Annotated in this window: 16 protein-coding genes and 1 pseudogene; 8 read left to right on the top strand and 9 right to left on the bottom strand. The window is 61.0% G+C overall.

Going from position 1 to position 18,295, the window contains the following annotated elements:
* Nucleotides 1–4: 4 nt before the first annotated feature.
* Complete coding sequence (locus BZ163_RS33030; protein ID WP_128874446.1) at nt 5–859, top strand: shikimate dehydrogenase; 855 nt, start codon at nt 5–7, stop codon at nt 857–859.
* Between the two features lie 90 nt (nt 860–949).
* On the opposite strand, the gene BZ163_RS33025 is transcribed toward BZ163_RS33030, so the two are convergent.
* Nucleotides 950–1,627 carry a TetR family transcriptional regulator gene (locus BZ163_RS33025; protein WP_128874445.1) on the bottom strand — a complete coding sequence of 226 codons (678 nt, stop codon included), beginning with the start codon at nt 1,625–1,627 and terminating at the stop codon, nt 950–952.
* A gap of 102 nt (nt 1,628–1,729) precedes the next feature.
* Nucleotides 1,730–3,631: a 3-dehydroshikimate dehydratase QuiC gene (quiC, locus tag BZ163_RS33020; protein WP_128874444.1), complete on the bottom strand. Its 1,902-nt coding sequence runs from the start codon at nt 3,629–3,631 to the stop codon at nt 1,730–1,732.
* A gap of 569 nt (nt 3,632–4,200) precedes the next feature.
* Between quiC and BZ163_RS33015 the strand changes: the two genes are divergently transcribed.
* A complete protein-coding gene (locus BZ163_RS33015) occupies nt 4,201–5,535 on the top strand; it encodes an MFS transporter (protein ID WP_128874443.1) in 1,335 nt (444 codons plus the stop codon).
* Nucleotides 5,536–5,667: 132 nt separating this feature from the next.
* Here BZ163_RS33015 and BZ163_RS33005 read toward each other — a convergent pair whose 3' ends face one another.
* From BZ163_RS33005 to BZ163_RS32995, 4 genes and pseudogenes are all read right to left on the bottom strand, one after another.
* Nucleotides 5,668–6,546, bottom strand: coding sequence for a DMT family transporter (locus BZ163_RS33005; protein ID WP_128874442.1), 879 nt, complete (start codon nt 6,544–6,546; stop codon nt 5,668–5,670).
* Nucleotides 6,547–6,723: 177 nt separating this feature from the next.
* The gene (locus BZ163_RS33000) at nt 6,724–7,539 is read right to left on the bottom strand and encodes a sugar phosphate isomerase/epimerase (RefSeq protein WP_128874441.1); all 816 of its coding nucleotides are present in this window, start codon (nt 7,537–7,539) and stop codon (nt 6,724–6,726) included.
* Between the two features lie 4 nt (nt 7,540–7,543).
* Nucleotides 7,544–7,642: pseudogene (locus tag BZ163_RS36640) on the bottom strand (hypothetical protein); the annotation flags it as partial.
* A 194-nt stretch (nt 7,643–7,836) separates the two neighbouring features.
* Nucleotides 7,837–8,613: an IclR family transcriptional regulator gene (locus tag BZ163_RS32995; protein WP_128874440.1), complete on the bottom strand. Its 777-nt coding sequence runs from the start codon at nt 8,611–8,613 to the stop codon at nt 7,837–7,839.
* A 166-nt stretch (nt 8,614–8,779) separates the two neighbouring features.
* Between BZ163_RS32995 and BZ163_RS32990 the strand changes: the two genes are divergently transcribed.
* The 4 genes from BZ163_RS32990 to BZ163_RS32975 all read left to right on the top strand — a co-directional run bounded on the left by BZ163_RS32990 (nt 8,780) and on the right by BZ163_RS32975 (nt 13,487).
* The gene (locus BZ163_RS32990; protein WP_128874439.1) at nt 8,780–10,528 is read left to right on the top strand and encodes an FAD-dependent oxidoreductase; all 1,749 of its coding nucleotides are present in this window, start codon (nt 8,780–8,782) and stop codon (nt 10,526–10,528) included.
* Nucleotides 10,529–10,621: 93 nt separating this feature from the next.
* Nucleotides 10,622–11,488: a neutral zinc metallopeptidase gene (locus BZ163_RS32985; protein ID WP_128874438.1), complete on the top strand. Its 867-nt coding sequence runs from the start codon at nt 10,622–10,624 to the stop codon at nt 11,486–11,488.
* A gap of 149 nt (nt 11,489–11,637) precedes the next feature.
* Entirely contained in the window at nt 11,638–12,528 is an 891-nt protein-coding gene (locus tag BZ163_RS32980; RefSeq protein WP_128874437.1) for a neutral zinc metallopeptidase, read from the top strand.
* The gene (locus BZ163_RS32975) at nt 12,528–13,487 is read left to right on the top strand and encodes an alpha/beta hydrolase (protein ID WP_128874436.1); all 960 of its coding nucleotides are present in this window, start codon (nt 12,528–12,530) and stop codon (nt 13,485–13,487) included. The genes BZ163_RS32980 and BZ163_RS32975 overlap by 1 nt, the downstream gene beginning before the upstream one ends.
* An 85-nt stretch (nt 13,488–13,572) precedes the next feature.
* On the opposite strand, the gene BZ163_RS32970 is transcribed toward BZ163_RS32975, so the two are convergent.
* From BZ163_RS32970 to BZ163_RS32960, 3 genes are all read right to left on the bottom strand, one after another.
* Complete coding sequence (locus tag BZ163_RS32970; protein WP_128874435.1) at nt 13,573–14,166, bottom strand: HAD family hydrolase; 594 nt, start codon at nt 14,164–14,166, stop codon at nt 13,573–13,575.
* On the bottom strand, nt 14,163–15,032 hold the full coding sequence (tesB, locus tag BZ163_RS32965) for an acyl-CoA thioesterase II (RefSeq protein ID WP_128874434.1): 870 nt from the start codon (nt 15,030–15,032) through the stop codon (nt 14,163–14,165). Before tesB ends, BZ163_RS32970 begins: the two co-directional genes overlap by 4 nt.
* Before the next feature lie 104 nt (nt 15,033–15,136).
* Complete coding sequence (locus BZ163_RS32960; RefSeq protein WP_128874433.1) at nt 15,137–15,706, bottom strand: GNAT family N-acetyltransferase; 570 nt, start codon at nt 15,704–15,706, stop codon at nt 15,137–15,139.
* Between the two features lie 86 nt (nt 15,707–15,792).
* On the opposite strand from BZ163_RS32960, the gene BZ163_RS32955 reads away from it, so the two are divergent.
* Both BZ163_RS32955 and BZ163_RS32950 read left to right on the top strand, forming a co-directional pair.
* A complete protein-coding gene (locus tag BZ163_RS32955; protein WP_128874432.1) occupies nt 15,793–16,713 on the top strand; it encodes a histone deacetylase in 921 nt (306 codons plus the stop codon).
* A gap of 282 nt (nt 16,714–16,995) precedes the next feature.
* A complete protein-coding gene (locus BZ163_RS32950) occupies nt 16,996–18,237 on the top strand; it encodes a TIGR03862 family flavoprotein (protein ID WP_128874431.1) in 1,242 nt (413 codons plus the stop codon).
* Nucleotides 18,238–18,295: the final 58 nt, after the last annotated feature.

The raw sequence follows: 18,295 nt of genomic DNA, 5'->3' as shown, positions 1-18,295 counted from the left end.
CGCCATGAACCAGAACACTACCGTACTGGCCGGACTGATCGGCGCCGGCATCCAGGCTTCCCGCACCCCGGCACTGCACGAGCATGAAGGCGATGCCCAGGGTGTGCGCTACCTCTATCGCCTGATCGATCTCGAGCCGCTGAAACTCGACAGCAGTGCCTTGCCCGACCTGTTGTTGGCAGCCGAGCGCATGAACTTCACCGGTCTGAACATCACGTTTCCGTGCAAACAGACCATCATCCCGCTGCTCGACGAGCTGTCGCCGGAAGCCCGCGGTATCGGCGCCGTCAACACCGTGGTACTCAAGGATGGTAAACGTATTGGCCACAACACCGACTGCCTGGGTTTTGCCGAAGGTTTTCGCCGTGGCCTGCAGGGCGTAGCCCTTGAACGCGTGGTGCAAATGGGCGCAGGGGGCGCAGGCGCAGCGGTGGCCCATGCGTTATTGAGCGAAGGCGTACAGCTGCTCAGCATTTTTGATGTGGATACCCGCCGCGCGCAGTCGCTGGCGAACAACCTCAATCAACACTTCGGCGCTGGCCGCGCGGTCGCCGGGCATGATCTGCAGGGCACCCTGGCCGAGGCCGACGGCCTGGTGAACACCACGCCCATGGGCATGAAAAAACTGCCGGGCACGCCGGTGCCTGTAGAGATGATGCGAGGTGCGCTGTGGGTGGCGGAGATCGTTTATTTTCCGTTGGAAACCGAACTGTTGCGCAACGCCCGCGCCTTGGGTTGCCGGACACTGGATGGCGGCAACATGGCGGTGTTTCAGGCGGTGAAGGCGTTTGAACTGTTCAGCGGCATCGTGCCGGATGCGCAGCGGATGCTCGCGCATTTTCAGAGCATGAATGGCTAAAAAGCTTCGCGGGCAAGCCTCGCTCCTACAGGTTCCATGTTGCCCCTGTAGGAGCGAGCGATGCGGCGACCCGACTTGCCCGCGAAGGCGTCAGGCCTGCAGATATCTCAAAACCGACTCGCAGATCATCTCCCGATGACGCTGCTTGATGTTTTCGTCCGGCAAGTCGATCTGAAAAATCTCACCGAAGGTATGGCGGTTCGATACGCGATAGAAGCAGAACGAACTGATCAGCAAATGCACATCCAACGGCTCGAGCCCTGCACGGAACACGCCTTCCTCGGCCCCGCGACGCAAGATCTCGCCCAGTGAGTCGAGGATGGTGTTGTTCATCGCCTTGATCGCATCGGAGCGCTTCACATAGTCGGCGTTGTGAATGTTCTCGATGCAGACGATACGCACGAAATCGACGTTGCGGTCATGGTGATCGAAAGTGAACTCGACCAGTCGCCGAATCGCTTCCACCGGCGCCAGTTCAGCCAGGTGCAGACGGCTTTCGGTGCTGCGGATATCGCCGTAGAGTTTTTCCAACACCTCGACGTAGAGCTGTTCCTTACTGCCGAAGTAGTAATAGATCATGCGCTTGGAGGTGTGGATACGCTCGGCGATCGCATCGACGCGAGCGCCGGAAAGCCCCTGCTGGACGAACTCTGCAATGGCTTCTTGCAGAATGTTCTCGCGGGTCTTTTCCGGGTTGTTCTTGCGACTCTTGCGAGGCTCTGCAATTGGTTCGTCGGGCGCTGCTGAGAGTTCTGAAGTTATTGTCATTGCGGGCTCACGGCCATCACTGCACAGGCTGGCGATTATGGGCCGCGCCGCACAGTGAAGGAAGCCGCGCGGCAGCGGTTTAACCCCAAGTTTACGAATTTCCTACAACTTTGCCTGACGGATGGCACCACTGCGCGACTTGGCCATGGCTGCCAGCCGCACCGCCACGTTGGCCGCACCGTAACCGGCGTAGCCATTCTTGCGCTGGATGATTTCAAAGAAGAACCGTCCTTCAAACGGTTCGGTGTACACATGGAACAGCTCACCGCCCTGGGCATCGCGATCGTAAAGCACGTTGTAATACGCCAGCTCGCTGAGGAACTCGTCGTCGAAATCGAAGCGCGCCGCCAGGTCATCGTAATAATTGAGCGGGATATCCAGCAGCGGTACGCCTGCCTCCTTCGCACGACTGACCTCGGCAAAGATATCGTCGCAATCAAAAGCGATGTGATGCACGCCCGAGCCGCGATAACTCGACAGCGCGTGTGAAATCGCGGTATTGCGGTTCTCGGAAATATTCAGCGGCAAGCGGATCGAGCTGCAGCGGCTGCGCAACGCCCGGCTCTTCACCAGGCCATACGGGTCGGGCAGCACCACTTCATCATCCGCTTCGAAATCCAGCAGGCTCTTGTAGAACAGCACCCAACTGTCGAGGCTGTCGGCCGGCAACGCCATGGCCATGTGGTCGATGCGCTTGAGACCGCCACTGGCCACGGCTGTTGGCTGCAGATTGAAATCGGTGCCATAAACGTCGGCATCCTGGTCTACCAGATAAATCAGACTCCCGTCCGGCGCGCGGACGGCGGCCAGCTCCAGTTCATTGGGGCCGACCAGTCCGCGATACGGCTGACCTTTGTAGGCCACGGCCCGGGCCAACGCGCTGGCGCTGTCCTTGACGCGCACCGCGGTGGCGCACAGCGAGGGTCCATGCGCTTCAAAGAAGCTGTGGGCGAACGAATAAGGCTCGGAGTTGAGGATCAGGTTGATATCGCCCTGGCGCATCAGGCTCACACTCTTGGAGCGGTGTTGCCCGGCCTTGACGAAACCGAGTCGCTCCAGCCAATGGGATAGCTTGGCGCCAAGGCTTTCGTCCACGGCGAACTCGAGAAATTCGATGCCGTTGTATTGGCTGGCCTCGGGTGTCTCGAACAGGATATCGAGATTGGCCGGGGGGTTGGCTTCCTGCGCCAGACGCTCGCGGGTTTTCTCCTCCAGGTACAGCAAGGAACGCAGACCGTCGGCGGCGTTGGCCCGGGGCGGTGCCGCACGAAAACCATCGTTGAAGATCTCCAGCGACAACGGCCCGGTGTAGCCACTCTTGATGATCGGTGCGAGGAAGCCCGGCAAATCGAATTCGCCCTGGCCCGGGAAACACCGGAAATGCCGGCTCCACTCCAGCACGTCCATGGCCAGGATCGGTGCGTCGGCCATTTGCACAAAGAAAATCTTGTCGCCGGGAATGTCGGCGATGGCGCTCGGATCGCCTTTGAGCGACAGCGTGTGAAAGCTGTCCAGCAACACACCCAGATTCGGGTGATCCGCCTGACGGACGATGTTCCACACTTGTTGCCAAGTGTTCACATGCCGGCCCCAGGCCAACGCTTCGTAACCGATCCGCAGGCCACGGGCGCCCGCGTGTTCAGCCAGCAGGCGCAAGTCGTCGACGAGAATCTGCTCATCACCGATGGCGTCGGCCGAGGCGTTGCTGCACACCAGCACCAGGTCGGTACCCAGCTCCTGCATCAGGTCGAACTTGCGCTCGGCCCGTTCCAGGTTACGTGGCAGACGGTCGCGGCGGCAGCCTTCGAAGTCCCGGAAGGGTTGAAACAGGGTGATGGCGATCCCCAGATCGGCGCACATCTGCCTGATTTCCCGCGGGCTCCCGTCGTAGTAGAGAAGGTCGTTCTCGAAAATCTCCACACCATCAAAACCGGCGGCGGCAATGGCTTCGAGTTTTTCCGGCAGGGTACCGCTCAAGGACACGGTGGCAATGGAACGCTGCATATTTCGACTCCCGGTGGTGGAGACTATTTTGTTAGAGGCATCACTCGCTTTCTGTAGGAGCGCTTTACCGGCGATGGCGATCGTTCGGCCGCCATCGCCGGCAAGCCGGGCTCCTACAGTGAATTATTGGCTGCACGATCCCACACAGCAATTTAAAGTGTACTACCCAGTTAGTATTGCGTGCGATTATCGAACACAATGGCTGTTAGCGAATTGACGATTTTTTGCCCAATGCGCAACATCGGCATCACATCGAGTCCGGGCATGAACCCGGTCTCAGTAATCAAAAGACCCTGAACACCACATAAAAATTTCAAAAAACGGGTATACGCTCATGCACTCATTCAACGCCTTGCCCCCTCGCTCGAATTCCCACACGCCCTGCCTGGCGTCCATCCGAACGTCTCGTGCCTCAGGCCGAAACGTGCCGCTCGCTGAATAACGCGCTTTCGTCAACAGACCAAAGCACCGCAGCCGATCAATCGCCCCGCGTCTATCGCCACCGATTGATCACGCGCCCTTGAAGTCCCGACGAGCTTCGCTTGTCAGTCATTGAACGGATGGCACAGATGATTCCTTCTCAGAGTTCACGCATGGCTCCGGCCATCGGTACCGCCGGCGGCATCGGCGACAAGATCCGCGGCGCCATGGCGGTCGGCAAAACCCGTTGGGGCATGCTGGCGCTGGTGTTTTTCGCCACCACCCTGAACTACATCGACCGCGCCGCACTGGGCGTGATGCAGCCGATCCTGGCCAAGGAAATGAGCTGGACGGCGATGGACTACGCCAACATCAACTTCTGGTTCCAGGTCGGCTACGCCATCGGCTTCGTGCTGCAAGGCCGGTTGATCGACCGGGTCGGCGTGAAACGCGTGTTCTTCTGCGCGGTATTGCTCTGGAGCCTGGCCACGGGTGCCCACGGCCTGGCCACATCGGCGGTCGGTTTCATGGTCTGCCGCTTCATCCTGGGCCTGACCGAAGCCGCCAACTACCCGGCCTGCGTGAAAACCACGCGGTTGTGGTTCCCGGCCGGCGAACGTGCCGTGGCCACCGGCATCTTCAATGCCGGCACCAACGTCGGTGCGATGTTCACGCCGATGCTGCTGCCGCTGATCCTCCACGTGTGGGGCTGGCAGGCCGCGTTCCTGTGTATGGCGTCACTGGGCGGGATCTGGTTGCTGTTCTGGGGCTTGAAGTACTTCAACCCGGAGGATCACCCAAGCGTTAAACAATCGGAACTGGACTACATCCAGAACGAAGTCGAACCCGAGCAGACCCGCGTGCCGTTCTCGACAATCCTGCGCATGCGTGGCACCTGGGCCTTCGCCCTCGCCTACTCGATGACCGCGCCGGTGTTCTGGTTCTACCTCTACTGGCTGCCACCGTTCCTCAATCAGCAATACAACCTGGGGATCAACGTGACCCAGATGGGTATTCCGCTGATCATCATCTACCTGACGGCCGACTTCGGCAGCGTCGGCGGCGGGATCCTGTCCTCGTTCCTGATCGGCCGCGGAATGAACGCGATCAAGGCGCGACTGCTGTCCATGTTCCTGTTCGCCTGCTGCATCATCGGCGTGGTCATGGCGGCAGGTTCGAGCAATCTGTGGGTTGCCGTGGCCGCCATTTCCCTGGCCATCGGTGCGCACCAGGCCTGGACGGCGAACATCTGGAGCCTGGTGATGGACTACACGCCCAAGCACATGATGAGTACGGTGTTCGGTTTCGGCGGCATGTGCGCCGCCATCGGCGGGATGTTCATGACCCAGTTGGTCGGCCACATCCTGACCGTTACCAACAACAATTACACGGTGCTGTTCACCCTGATTCCGGCGATGTACTTCATCGCGCTGATCTGGATGTACTTCATGGCACCGCGCAAGATTCCTACCGTCATCGACTGATACCCCGACGCCCCCTTGTAGGAGCGAGCTTGCTCGCGATGGTCGTCAACGATAACGCTGCAAGCCTGACACCCCGCAGCGTTCTCAAGTCCATCGCGAGCAAGCTCGCTCCTACACAGGTCGCTCACCGTTTCATCGACGGCTTTGTTGCCAGGCCGCCGCCAACCCGCTGCAGCAAATCACCGCGATCCCGACCACAGTGGTCAGGGTCGGCGTGTGGGCAAACAGCAACCAGCCCAGCAAACCGGCAAAGACAATCTGACAATAGCCGAACGGCGCCAGCAGTGCGGGTGCGGCGTGACGGAAAGCCTGGGTCAAAAACAGGTGCGCCGTCATCCCGCAAGCCCCCAGTGCCACCATCATCAAACCGTGCCCAAAGCTGGGCACTTGCCAGAAGAACGGCACCAGCGCGCTCATCACCAAGGTGTTGCACAGGCCGGCGAAGAAGTTGCTGGTGGTCGGGCTGTCGATCTTGCTGAGTTTGCGGGTGAGCAATTGATAGAAGCAGAAAAACAATGCCGAGCAGAGCGGCAACAACACGGCTGGCGTGAACAGGTCGCCGCCGGGGTGGACAATGATCACTACGCCGATAAATCCGCAAATCACCGCGATCCATTGGCCCCGGGTGACGCGCTCGCCTAACAGCGGCACCGACAGCGCGGTCACCAGGACCGGGGCAAGAAAGTTGACTGCCGTGGCTTCGGCCAACGGGATGTACTGCAGACCGGTGGTGAAAAACAAACTGGTGCCCAGCAGGCACAACGACCTGAGCAACTGCAGTAACGGCCGTCTGGTGCGCAGGACACTCAGCCCGGATTGCGGCAGAAAAATCCCGGCCATCAACAAGGTGTGAACCAGGTATCGGGCCCAGACCACCATGATGATCGGGTAGAACCCTGAAAGATATTTCGACAACGCGTCATGGCTGGAAAACAGAAAGGTCGCGACAACGATCAGCATGATCCCCTTGAAGGGCTGATTGACGCCGGAAAGCGGGGTGCTGAGGGTCATTGGGTTTCCTTACTTAAAGTCAAAAGCTTCGCGGGCAAGCCATAATGCCGATTGTAGGAGCGAGCTTGCTCGCGATGGACGTTAACGATAACGAGTATCGTCTGGATAAACGCGTCGCACTGATGTCCATCGCGAGCAAGCTCGCTCCTACAAAAGGCTTGCCCGGCGCAGCACCGATTACAGCCGCGCCATCAGTTCACGGGTTTTATCCAGCGCCATCTGCGCCCGTTGTAACCCACTCACGCCCTGCTCCAGCAACTGCACGGTGGGGATCTCCAGGCTCAACGCAATATTGGCTGGAAGACACTGCAACAACCCCGCCAGATCACAATCACCGTCCCCCGGAAAGCGCCGCTCATTACGTGCCTGGCGCAGAATCTCCGCCATGTCCGTCGGCCGCGGCCCCGCGACGTCGCACAACTGGGCATACCGTAACCGTGACGGGGCAACCCTGGCCAAGTCTTCCAGCCGCGACTGCGAACGATCGAAATGGAACGCGTCCACCAACACCCCGCCATTTGCTCGATCGGCATTTTCGACGATACGCACTGCTTGTTCGAGATTGCGTGCATCGGTCCATGGCATGAATTCCAGGTGCGGATGAAGGCCGTAGGGAGCCGCCAGGTCACAAAGTCTTGCGAAGTTTTCGGTGAGCCGCTGCTCGTCAGAATCGTTACCCGCTACCAGTAATTCAGTCGCACCGAATTCGGCGCCTACGGCCAGAATCTTCTCGAAACCAGCGACGACCGTGTCTGGCTTGAGCCGCAGGATTTCCACGTCCAGCACACGAACGCCGGTATCGCGCAAACGCTCCAGAGTCCTGCGGCGTAAATCATCATCGACTACCAGCGCAAAGTGATGTTCTTCAGGTGTCGCCGGTACCAGCCGCAGTCCGACATGACTGTAGCCTGCTCGCGCCGCGACCTCGACCATTTCTGGCGGCGACAACTCCAGTACCGTCAGACTCGCCAGGGAATAAATCCGTTCATTCATGTGCATCCCTCGAGAGGGCCACCGATTGTGGTCCGGGATTGGCGACTGCGCACAAGGACGCTTGCGTCAGAGGCTGTAAAGGCTGGCGATGCTGCTGGCCCATGTTGCCAGCACAGATCAAGGCGATAGGAAGGGGGCGATATCAAGGTGCGGTCCTCATGCGATTATTGTTGGAAGGTTGGACCTCAACAATTTAGAACCCGGTTCCAGATTCTTACACAGATAAGGATCGAAAGTGTTCGAACAACGCACATTTTTGGGCGTTTGAAATCACATTGCATTAGCGGCGCGTCCAGGTTAACTGAACAACTCGGACGCCTGACTCGCCGCAGACAACTCCTCGGTGTACTTCAACAATAACGGGGCCAACTCATGCAACCTCGCCCCCGGCATCCGCGCGCTCGGGCCGGCGATGCTGAGTACTCCGATCACCCGGCCATCGCCCGGATGCCTTACCACCGCCGCAATCGCCGAAGTCCCCACGGCCGAACTCTCCTCGACCCAGGCGTAACCCTGCTCCCGCGCCAGACGCAGCCGTTCCAGCAACTCGATGTTGGAGCGCGGTGCATTCGGCCCCAGGTCTTTCGGGCGGTCACTGCCCTGGCGTTCCACCAGCGACAGGGCTTCGGCATCGCTCATGCTCGCCAGCCACGCATGCCCCGACGCGGTATAGAACAGCGGCGCTTCACGGCCCATATCCGGGTCGTATCGCAGACCGGAGCGGGCGCCCTGGGATTTGGCGATCCAGGTCTGTCGCTCGCCTTCGATCACCCCAAGTCGCACCAGCTCCCCGGTTTCCCGAGCCAGGCGATCGAGCACCGGCTGCACGATATCGGCGCCGCTGCTCGACAGATAACGGAACCCCATCGCCACCAGTTTGGTGGACAGGTGATAACGCAAATTCTCCGGATTCTGCCGTACGTAGCCCAGCCGGATCAGTTCGGCGAGCAGGCGATGGGTTGCGCTTTTGGGGATATCCAGTTGCTCTGCCAGCGTTTGCATCGGCAGACCGCGAGGGTCGCTGGTGAGACTTTCCAGCACACTGAAAACACGTTCGATCTGACTGCCGGCCATGAGAGGCTCCCTGCAAAATGTGTCCGATTCTAAAAGACAAACCGCCCAATGCGAAATCTGGAACCCGCTGTCCGATAACCGCCCGTTTTGCGCGGTCGATGGTTGCCGAATCAGAGCGTGCCCGTATATTTTCTGGAATCAAATTCTAAAAATATGAGTTTCAAACATGCCTGCCGAACCACACAACGCTGCGGATATTGACTGCGACGTGCTGATCATTGGCTCCGGTGCAGCCGGACTGTCTGCGGCAGTCACTGCTGCATGGCATGGCCTGAACGTCATTGTGGTCGAGAAAGACTCGGTGTTTGGCGGCGCCACGGCGTGGTCCGGTGGATGGGCGTGGGTGCCGTGCAATCCCCTGGCCCGTCGCGCGGGTATCGTCGAAGACGTCGAGCAACCGCGCACCTACCTGAAACATGAACTGGGCGAGCGTTACGAGCCAACGATGATAAATGCGTTTCTCGAGGCCGGCCCGCGAATGGTCGCGTTCTTCGAACAGCACACCTCGTTGCAGTTCGCTGACGGCAATGCGATTGCCGACATCCATGGCGACACTCCAGGAGCCGGCACCGGCGGACGCTCGGTGATCGCTGCGCCTTATGACGGACGAAAAGTCGGCAAGCTGCTCAAGCGTCTGCGCAAAACCATGCGCGAAACTTCGTTCATGGGCATGCCGATCATGGCGGGCGCGGACCTTGGTGCGTTTCTCAACCTTACACGCTCGCTGTCGGCAGCCTGGCATGTGACCCGGCGCGTTACCCGTCACCTGCTCGACCTCGCCATTCATGGCCGGGCGATGCAGCTGGTCAACGGCGTGGCGCTGGTGGCCCGGCTGGCAAAGTCCGCCGAAGACCTTGGCGTGTTGCTTTGGGAATCGGCGCCGGTGACCGAGTTATTGCAAGAGGGCGATCACGTCCGGGGCGCGGTGATCAATACCGCCCAGCGCAAGATCCGCATCCATGCGCGCAAGGCAGTGGTGCTCGCCGCCGGTGGTTTCGCCAATGACATCGAGCGGCGCAAGGCCTTGTTCCCGCGCACACCCACAGGTCATGAACATTGGGCATTGCCGCCCTCAAGCGTCAGTGGCGATGGTCTGCGCCTGGGCGAAAGCGCCGGCGCCCGGGTCAACACCAACATGGCATCGCCCGTGGCCTGGGCACCGGTTTCGCAAGTGCCGCACAAAGATGGCAGCATCGGCCACTTCCCGCACATCATCGAGCGCGGTAAACCGGGGATCATCGGGGTGTTGAGCAACGGTCAGCGCTTCGTCAACGAAGCCAACGGCTACTACGACTATGTGACGGCCATGGTCGCTGCCGCACCGCAGGGCGAGGAAGTCGCCTCCTGGTTGATCTGCAGCCACGGTTTTCAGCGGCGCTATGGCCTCGGAATTTCCCGGCCGTTTCCGGTGCCTCTGTCACCCTTTATCCGCAGCGGCTATCTGAAAACCGGTAAGACCCTGGAGGCATTGGCGCGGGCCTGCGGCATCGACCCGAATGGCTTGCGCAGCACCGTGGCGCAATACAACCACCACGCGCGCAACGGGGAGGATCCCGCGTTCGGTCGCGGTTCGACACCCTACAACCGCAAGCAGGGGGATGCGTTGCAGCACCCCAATCCTTGCCTCGCACCGATCGAACAAGGCCCGTTCTATGCCGTGAAGGTCCAGCCCGGCTGCTTCGGCACCTTCGCCGGCCTGAAGGTCAACGCACACGCCCAGGTCCTCGATTCATCAGGACAGCCCATCACCGGGCTATACGCCGCGGGCGGCGATATGGCCAGCATCATGGGCGGGCACTACCCCGCCGGCGGCATCAATCTCGGCCCGGCGCTGACGTTCGGCTACATCGCCGCACGACATATCGCAGGCATTACAGCTGACGAACAGGAGATCGACCATGCAGCACATCGTTAACAACCCTTACACATTTCACCCACATATCTTTGGCAGTGCGGTTATTCATGGATCCGGCGATACACGCCCCATCATCCAAGAGAGACCGCAACCATGTTATGGAACAAGGCAAGACGCAGCGACAACGTGAACGACACTCGCAAGGGCAAGGATGCCCGCACACTCACAGGGAAAACGCTGGGCACCGGACTGGCTGTCGTCGCACTGGCAAGCGCAGGACTTTATTCGACACTGGGGACGACACCGGACGAGACGCCCCTCATCTCCTCAAACACCCTCAACCCACCCGACGTCGTTCTTTCAATTGCCACCGAGGATCTGCAACTGAAGTTTGTACAGTCAGTACTGGGCGATACCGAAGACACCTGGAAACAACTTTTTGCGCAAACCGGGCGGCACTACCCGCCACCCACCCTGACGCTGTTCGACAATGGCGTGGTCTCGGGATGCGGCTACGCCAGCTCCGCCAGTGGTCCGTTCTACTGCCCGGGTGACCGGCAGCTGTACCTCGACCTGGCGTTCTTCGCCAAACTGGAGCAGCAGTTCTCAGTGGTCGGTGACTTCGCACGGGCTTACATCATCGCTCATGAGGTCAGCCATCACGTGCAACTCGAGCTGGGACTTTCCGAACCCTTCGAGAAGGCCTTGCTCGACCAGCAACCCGTCGCCGGCGATGGCGGCCTGGAGGTGCGTGCGGAGTTGCAGGCCGATTGCCTGGCCGGCGTCTGGGCGTACCATGCACAGGAACGCCTGGACTGGCTGGAGCCTGGCGATATCGAGGCCGCCTTGCAGGCCGCGGCCGCCTTCGGTGACGACAGCCTGCAACGCTCCCGAAACCATACAGTCCGGCCAGAGACGTTCAGTCACGGCACTTCGCAGCAGCGCGCGGACTGGTTCAGAGCCGGTTTCGCCACCGGCCGGACCGACGCTTGCGACACCTTCGCCGCCGTCGACCTTTAACCCATCCGTCAACCAAGAGGTCAAAGTCACCGCCTGCACAGAACCGGCGCCGCTCCAGGCTGTCTGACGACCGGACTGGCGCCGCTTTCACTCACCAGCAACACTCACCACCAAGCGCCTTCATCAAGCAACAAAAGAGGATCCCCCACATGCTATGGAAAAAAGGCCGACGCAGCGACAACGTGGTCGATGCCCGGGGCGATGATGCCGGCGGCGGTGGCGGGATGCGTTTCGGTGGCGGCAAGGGCCTGAGCCTGACGGCGATCGTGCTGATCGTCGGGATCGGCTGGCTCACCGGCCAGGACCCCTTGCAGATCCTCGGGCAACTCACCGGGCAGATGAGCGATCAATCGGCGCCGGCGCCGACGCAAACCCGCAAGGCGCCACCGGCCAATGATGAAGGGGCCGAATTCGTGCGCTCGATCCTGGGCGATACCGAAGACACCTGGCGGCAGATTTTCCAGCAGGCCGACCGTCAATACAAGGACCCGACCCTGGTGCTGTTCAGCAACCGCGTCAACTCGGCATGCGGCCTGGCGACGTCGGCCACCGGTCCGTTCTATTGCCCGGCGGACCAGAAAGTCTACCTGGACACGAGCTTCTTCCAGGAGATGTCCCAACGCTTTTCCGCTGCGGGCGATTTCGCGCAGGCCTACGTGATCGCTCACGAAGTCGGGCATCACGTGCAGACCTTGCTCGGCGTATCGGCGAAAATTCAGACCGCACGCCAACAAGGCCGGCAGATGGAAGGTGATGGTGGCTTGCTGGTGCGCCAGGAACTCCAGGCCGATTGCCTGGCCGGGGTCTGGGCCCATAATGCCCAGCAACGCCTGAACTGGCTGGAACCGGGGGACATCGAAGAAGCCTTGAACGCCGCCAACGCCATTGGCGACGACCGCCTGCAACAGCAAGGCCAGGGTCGCGTGGTGCCGGACTCGTTTACCCATGGTACGTCGGCGCAAAGGGTGCGCTGGTTCAAAACCGGATTCGCCCAGGGCCAGGTCGGCCAGTGCGATACCTTTGCGGCGAAAAACCTGTGATGAAAACGTGGCTGCTGGCTCTACTGTTCACCTGCGCAAGCACCCAGGCTGCCGAGCAGGGGGTCAAGGAACTCAGCCCCGGTCGCCTGCTGTTGACCTCGGGTGAGATCGCGGTGGGCATCGGCCCGGCACCGACGAAAATCGAACGGGTGCTGATCATCATCCATGGCCGCCTGCGCAATGCCGAAACCTATCGCCAGAGTGCAGAACACGCGGCTGAACGGGCAGGACAAAGCGCGACCACCCTGGTGATTGCGCCGCAATTTCTCAATGAGTCCGACGTCGCGCGCCATCCAGTGGCTGACAGCGTATTGCGCTGGCAGGGCAATGACTGGATGGCTGGCGGCGTGTCCACCGCTCCGTTCAACCTGAGTTCTTATGCGGCACTCGACGAAGTCGTCGCCCGAATCGGCGATCGTCGACAGTTTCCCGATGTGAAGCAGGTCATCATCGCCGGTCACTCCGGTGGCGCCCAGGTGGTTCAGCGCTATGCGTTGCTGGGTCACGATCAGCCCGAGCTCAAGGCGGCCGGCGTGCAACTGCGTTACGTCGTCGCCAATCCGTCTTCTTATGCGTACTTCGATGAACGTCGGCCCGTGGCATTCAGTCACGCCGGTTGCCCGGATTTCAATCGCTGGAAGTACGGGCTGGCGGATCTACCCGCCTATGCCGAGGGCCAAACGCCCGCGCAGCTGAAGGACAACTACGCCCAGCGTGACATCGTTTACCTGCTGGGGCAGCAGGACACCGACCCGAATCATCCGGCGCTGGATAAACGCTGTGAGGCAAAAGCCCAAGGGGCGAATCGCCTGGCTCGCGGGCGCAATTATTTTGATTATCTGAAGCGGCTGTATCCTCAAGGGATGAATCAGCAGCTGATCGAAGTGCCAGGGGTCGGGCATGATGGGGACGGGATGTTCAATTCGCCTGAGGGGCAGAAGGCTTTGTTTGGTCAGTGAGTTTTTGTGGTGTCTGATCTGACGCCTTCGCGGGCAAGCCTCGCTCCTACACTCGTAGGAGCGAGGCTTGCCCGCGAAGAGGCCCTCATGCGAACAACATATCCCGCAACACCCCACAATCCGCCGCATGCCAGTCAGTCAACTCCGGCCACGGATTATCCGGCAGATTCACCAGCACCGTCCGCGCACCGGCCGCGCGACCGCAATCCAGGTCGAAGCGGTAATCGCCGACCATCACCATCTCGCTCGCCGGTACGTTCCAGGCCTCGGCCAGTTTCAGCAAACCGCCCGGATGAGGTTTGGGCGGCGCTTCATCACGGCCCAGCACATCCTCCACCGCGAAGCAGTCGGCCAGGCCGATCGCCTCCAGCGTGACGTGCGCCAGCTCCCGGGCATTGCGCGTGAGAATGCCCAGGCGATAACCCCGTCCGGCCAGCTCACGCACCAGCGCCACCGCCCCCGGCGCCGCTGTCGAACCCAGCGCCAGGTCGCGTTCGTGCTCCAGCAACCAGGCGTGCTTGGCCGCCGCTTCATCGGCCGGCAGCGCGGCGAGGTGGGTCAGGATGTCGTCTTCGGCAGGGATCGCCAACGCCACGCGGATTGCCGCAAAGTCATGCACAGCCACGGTCAGGGTGCCGTCCATGTCGAACACCCAGTGCCGCACCTCGGCCAGGCTCATGCCCAATCCTTGCGGTGACGAATCAGGCCTTCCTGAGTGGCCGAAGCCACCAGCTGCCCGGCACGATTGAACACGCTGCCGCGGGAGAAGCCACGGGAATTGCCGGCCCATGGGCTGTCCATCGCGTACAGCAACCAGTCATCGGCGCGCAGATCGGCATGGAACCACAGGGCGTGGTCAAGGCTGGCCACCTGCATGTCCTTGTGCCAGACCGATTTGCCATGGGGCTGCATCGAGGTGGTCAACAGACCGAAGTCCGAGGCGTAGGCCAACAGGTATTTATGCAGTGCGGGGGAATCGGCCAAGGCACCGTCGGCGCGAAACCAGACGTACTTGACCGGGTCGGACGGGGCGGGGTTGTAGGGATCTTCCTCGGTGACCGGCCGGAATTCGATCGGCTTCGGGCACAGCAATTTTTCGCGCATGTGTTCAGGGATCAGGTGCGCGCGCTGCTGGGTGAGTTCCAGTTCTGACGGCAGGTTTTCCGGACCGACCACTATCGGCATCACGCTCTGGTGCTGGAAACCTTCTTCGTCGTACTGAAACGACGCGCTGCAGGTGAAGATCGGGTTGCCCTTCTGGATCGCCGTCACCCGACGTGTACTGAAGCTGCCGCCGTCCCGCACCCGGTCGACCTGATAGACCACCGGCAACCCGGCATCGCCCGGACGCAGGAAATAACCGTGCATCGAATGCACATGGCGCGCTTCTTCGACGGTCTGGCTGGCTGCGGACAGGGACTGACCGAGCACCTGGCCACCGAACAGCTGACGAAAACCCAGGTCCTGGCTACGCCCGCGGAACAGGTTTTCTTCGATCGGCTCCAGGGTCAGCAAGTCGACCAGATCATCCAACACTTGGCTCATTCAGACGCTCCTCACATAACGCAATGCCGCGCAGTCTTGGCTGCGGCGGTCGATTCAATTTCCGGCCAGGGCCCATGAGGGCCATTGTAAACGTCCGTGCCCGCTTATCCATGCAAGGTTTGCAGCCATTGTTCACGAGTGATGCGGTACAGCACATGGTGACGCAGGGGATGACCGATCGCGAGCCTGGGGTGGTCAAAATCATCGGCTGAATCATGGTGCATGCCGATCGCCTGCATGACTTTCTGCGAAGGCATGTTGGTGGCGGTGGTGAAAGACACGACCTCATTCAGTGCCAACCGGTCAAAGCCACAGCGCAGAGCGGTCCACGCCGCCTCACTGGCGTAGCCCAGGCCCCAATGCTCGCGGGCCAGGCGCCAGCCGATTTCGGTGGCCGGGGTGAACGGCGCATCGAAGCCGACCTCACCCAATCCGGTAAACCCGATGAATGCGCCGGTGTCCTTGCGCTCCAGCGCCCAGAGACCGAAGCCACGCTCGGCAAAGTGGCCACGGATCCGCCCGATCAGCGCAGCACTGTCCAGCCGACTCAAGGGCGCCGGAAAATAGCGCATCACCTGCGGATCGGCGCACATCGCCGCAAACGCCGGCAAATCCTCGTCACACCACTGCCGCAACAGCAGTCGCGCGCTCTCGAGTTCACGTATCGGCTCCATCGTATTCCCCCTTTCCCATGCCGCAAGTCTAGATCGCTGGTAGGATCCTTGATTCATTCCTACATGCCTTCCTCGATAAATCAGTCATGCCCCTGCCGTTGATCTACCACGAAGACTACAGCCCCGAGTTCCCGGCGGATCACCGCTTCCCCATGGACAAGTTTCGCCTGCTGCGCGATCACCTGGTGGACAGCGGACTGACCCGAGACACCGACCTGCTGCGCCCGGACCTCTGCCCGCCAGAGATTCTCGCCCTCGCTCATGACCCTGCGTATATCGAACGCTACATGGGCGGCGAGTTGTCCCGCGAAGACCAGCGGCGTCTCGGCCTGCCCTGGAGCGAAGCCCTGGCCCGGCGTACGGTGCGGGCGGTTGGCGGTTCCCTGCTGGCGGCCGAGCAGGCGCTGGAACATGGTTTGGCCTGTCATCTGGCGGGCGGCACCCACCATGCGCACTACGACCATCCCGCCGGGTTCTGCATCTTCAATGACCTGGCGGTGATCAGTCATTTCCTGCTGGAAAGCGGCCGGGTGAATCGGGTGCTGATCTTCGACTGCGATGTGCATCAGGGTGACGGGACTGCACGGATCCTGCACAACACCCCGGAGGCCATCACCGTTTCCCTGCACTGCGAAAAGAATTTTCCTGCACGCAAGGCCGAAAGCGACTGGGACATTCCCCTGCCAATGGGCATGGGCGATGCGGACTACCTGAGGGTCGTGGACGATGCGCTCAACTACTTGCTGCCGCTCTACCAGCCTGATCTGGTGCTGTATGACGCCGGTGTCGATGTGCACAAGGATGACGCACTCGGCTACCTGAAACTGACGGACGAAGGCGTCGCCGCCCGCGATGAAAGCGTGATGCGGCATTGCCTGGGCCGGGATATTCCGGTGATGGGGGTGATCGGCGGCGGCTACAGCAAGGACCGCAAGGCCCTGGCGCGTCGTCATGGGATCCTGCATCACAGCGCCCAAAGGGTCTGGCAGTCATCAGGTTGTCATTGAGATGTGGGTCTTTACCCACAATGGCTGTGGAACCGCCTGTGGATAACCTGAGTGAAAGAGGCTGCAGGCCATGCGGGGTATAGGCTTCAGAGCGGTGGTTGTTTTTTGATCAGCCGTCTGAATACACCAAAGTTCAAATGTGGGAGCGGGATTGCTCGCGAAGGCGGTGGGTCAGTCGAAATCAATGCTGAATGAAAAATCGCCTTCGCGAGCAAGCCCGCTCCCACATTTGATCTCTGCGGTAGAATGCCCGGCTTCATTCGCCGAACCGCAGTGCATTCCATGACTCAGCCCTCGACTCCCCTCCCCCCTCACGTCGCCATCATCGGCGGTGGCCCCGCCGGCCTGATGGCGGCTGAAGTGTTGAGCCAGGCCGGGATCAAGGTCGACCTGTACGACGGCATGCCTTCGGTCGGGCGCAAATTCCTGCTGGCCGGAGTCGGCGGCATGAACATCACCCATTCCGAAGCCTATCCGGCGTTCCTTTCACGCTATGCCGAACGGGCGCCGCAGATTGCGCCGCTGCTGCGCTCATTCGGCGCCGACGCACTGTGCCAATGGATCCATGACCTGGGCATCGAGACCTTCGTCGGCAGCTCCGGCCGGGTGTTTCCCACCGACATGAAAGCCGCGCCCCTGTTACGCGCCTGGCTCAAACGCCTGCGAGACGCAGGGGTCGTTATCCACACCCGCCACCGCTGGCTCGGCTGGAATGGCGATGGCAGCCTGAAAGTGTCCTGCCCCGATGGCGAAAAAGCCCTTCAACCCGACGCAACCTTGTTGGCCCTCGGCGGCGGCAGCTGGTCGCGCCTCGGTTCGGACGGTGCCTGGATGCTGCCGCTGGAACAGCGCGGCGTGGCACTGGCGCCGTTGCAACCAAGCAATTGCGGCTTCGAAGTGCAGGCCTGGAGCGAGTTGATGGTGAGTAAATTCGCCGGCGCGCCGCTGAAAAATATCGCGATCGGGCTGAATGACGACGTCCCGAGGCTCGGGGAATGTGTGATGACAGCGACGGGGATTGAAGGCAGCCTGATCTACGCCCTGTCTGCACCGATCCGCGAAGCCATCAACCTGCAGGGCTCGGCGACTATCCATCTCGACCTGTTGCCGGGCAGGCCTGTGGATAAGGTTGAAGCGGCGCTGAGCGAACCACGGGGTTCGCGCTCCATGGCCAAACACCTGCACAGTCAGCTTGGGCTCGATGGCGTGAAAGCGGCGTTGCTACGGGAGGTGACGGCGGCCGAATGTTTCGCTGATCCGGCATCGCTGGCCAGATCGATCAAGGCATTGCCACTGACGTTGGTGAAAACCCGTCCACTGGACGAGGCCATCAGCAGCGCTGGTGGGGTGATGTTCGAAGCGATGGATGAGCGTTTGATGCTCAAGCAGTTGCCTGGTGTGTTCTGTGCCGGAGAGATGCTGGATTGGGAAGCGCCGACGGGCGGCTATCTGCTGACCGCGTGTTTCGCCAGTGGGCGGGCGGCCGGGTTGGGGATGGTGGAGTGGTTGCAGCGCAAGGGCTGAAGACCGCGCCACGCCCTTCGCGAGCAAGCTTGCTCCTACAGGTGACCGAGTTCTTCCA

It is taken from the genome of Pseudomonas sp. VI4.1 (assembly GCF_002029345.1).
Lineage (GTDB): Bacteria > Pseudomonadota > Gammaproteobacteria > Pseudomonadales > Pseudomonadaceae > Aquipseudomonas.
Note: the sequence above shows the minus strand (reverse complement) of the source record. Positions and strands in the feature narration are given on the sequence as shown.

Excerpts from the sequence above, each read along its gene's own strand:
- BZ163_RS33030 (WP_128874446.1), top strand. The coding sequence starts at position 5 with ATGAACCAGAACACTACCGTACTGGCCGGACTGATCGGCGCCGGCATC.
- BZ163_RS33025 (WP_128874445.1), bottom strand. The coding sequence starts at position 1,627 with ATGACAATAACTTCAGAACTCTCAGCAGCGCCCGACGAACCAATTGCA.
- quiC (WP_128874444.1), bottom strand. The coding sequence starts at position 3,631 with ATGCAGCGTTCCATTGCCACCGTGTCCTTGAGCGGTACCCTGCCGGAA.
- BZ163_RS33015 (WP_128874443.1), top strand. The coding sequence starts at position 4,201 with ATGATTCCTTCTCAGAGTTCACGCATGGCTCCGGCCATCGGTACCGCC.
- BZ163_RS33005 (WP_128874442.1), bottom strand. The coding sequence starts at position 6,546 with ATGACCCTCAGCACCCCGCTTTCCGGCGTCAATCAGCCCTTCAAGGGG.
- BZ163_RS33000 (WP_128874441.1), bottom strand. The coding sequence starts at position 7,539 with ATGAATGAACGGATTTATTCCCTGGCGAGTCTGACGGTACTGGAGTTG.
- BZ163_RS32995 (WP_128874440.1), bottom strand. The coding sequence starts at position 8,613 with ATGGCCGGCAGTCAGATCGAACGTGTTTTCAGTGTGCTGGAAAGTCTC.
- BZ163_RS32990 (WP_128874439.1), top strand. The coding sequence starts at position 8,780 with ATGCCTGCCGAACCACACAACGCTGCGGATATTGACTGCGACGTGCTG.
- BZ163_RS32985 (WP_128874438.1), top strand. The coding sequence starts at position 10,622 with ATGTTATGGAACAAGGCAAGACGCAGCGACAACGTGAACGACACTCGC.
- BZ163_RS32980 (WP_128874437.1), top strand. The coding sequence starts at position 11,638 with ATGCTATGGAAAAAAGGCCGACGCAGCGACAACGTGGTCGATGCCCGG.
- BZ163_RS32975 (WP_128874436.1), top strand. The coding sequence starts at position 12,528 with ATGAAAACGTGGCTGCTGGCTCTACTGTTCACCTGCGCAAGCACCCAG.
- BZ163_RS32970 (WP_128874435.1), bottom strand. The coding sequence starts at position 14,166 with ATGAGCCTGGCCGAGGTGCGGCACTGGGTGTTCGACATGGACGGCACC.
- tesB (WP_128874434.1), bottom strand. The coding sequence starts at position 15,032 with ATGAGCCAAGTGTTGGATGATCTGGTCGACTTGCTGACCCTGGAGCCG.
- BZ163_RS32960 (WP_128874433.1), bottom strand. The coding sequence starts at position 15,706 with ATGGAGCCGATACGTGAACTCGAGAGCGCGCGACTGCTGTTGCGGCAG.
- BZ163_RS32955 (WP_128874432.1), top strand. The coding sequence starts at position 15,793 with ATGCCCCTGCCGTTGATCTACCACGAAGACTACAGCCCCGAGTTCCCG.
- BZ163_RS32950 (WP_128874431.1), top strand. The coding sequence starts at position 16,996 with ATGACTCAGCCCTCGACTCCCCTCCCCCCTCACGTCGCCATCATCGGC.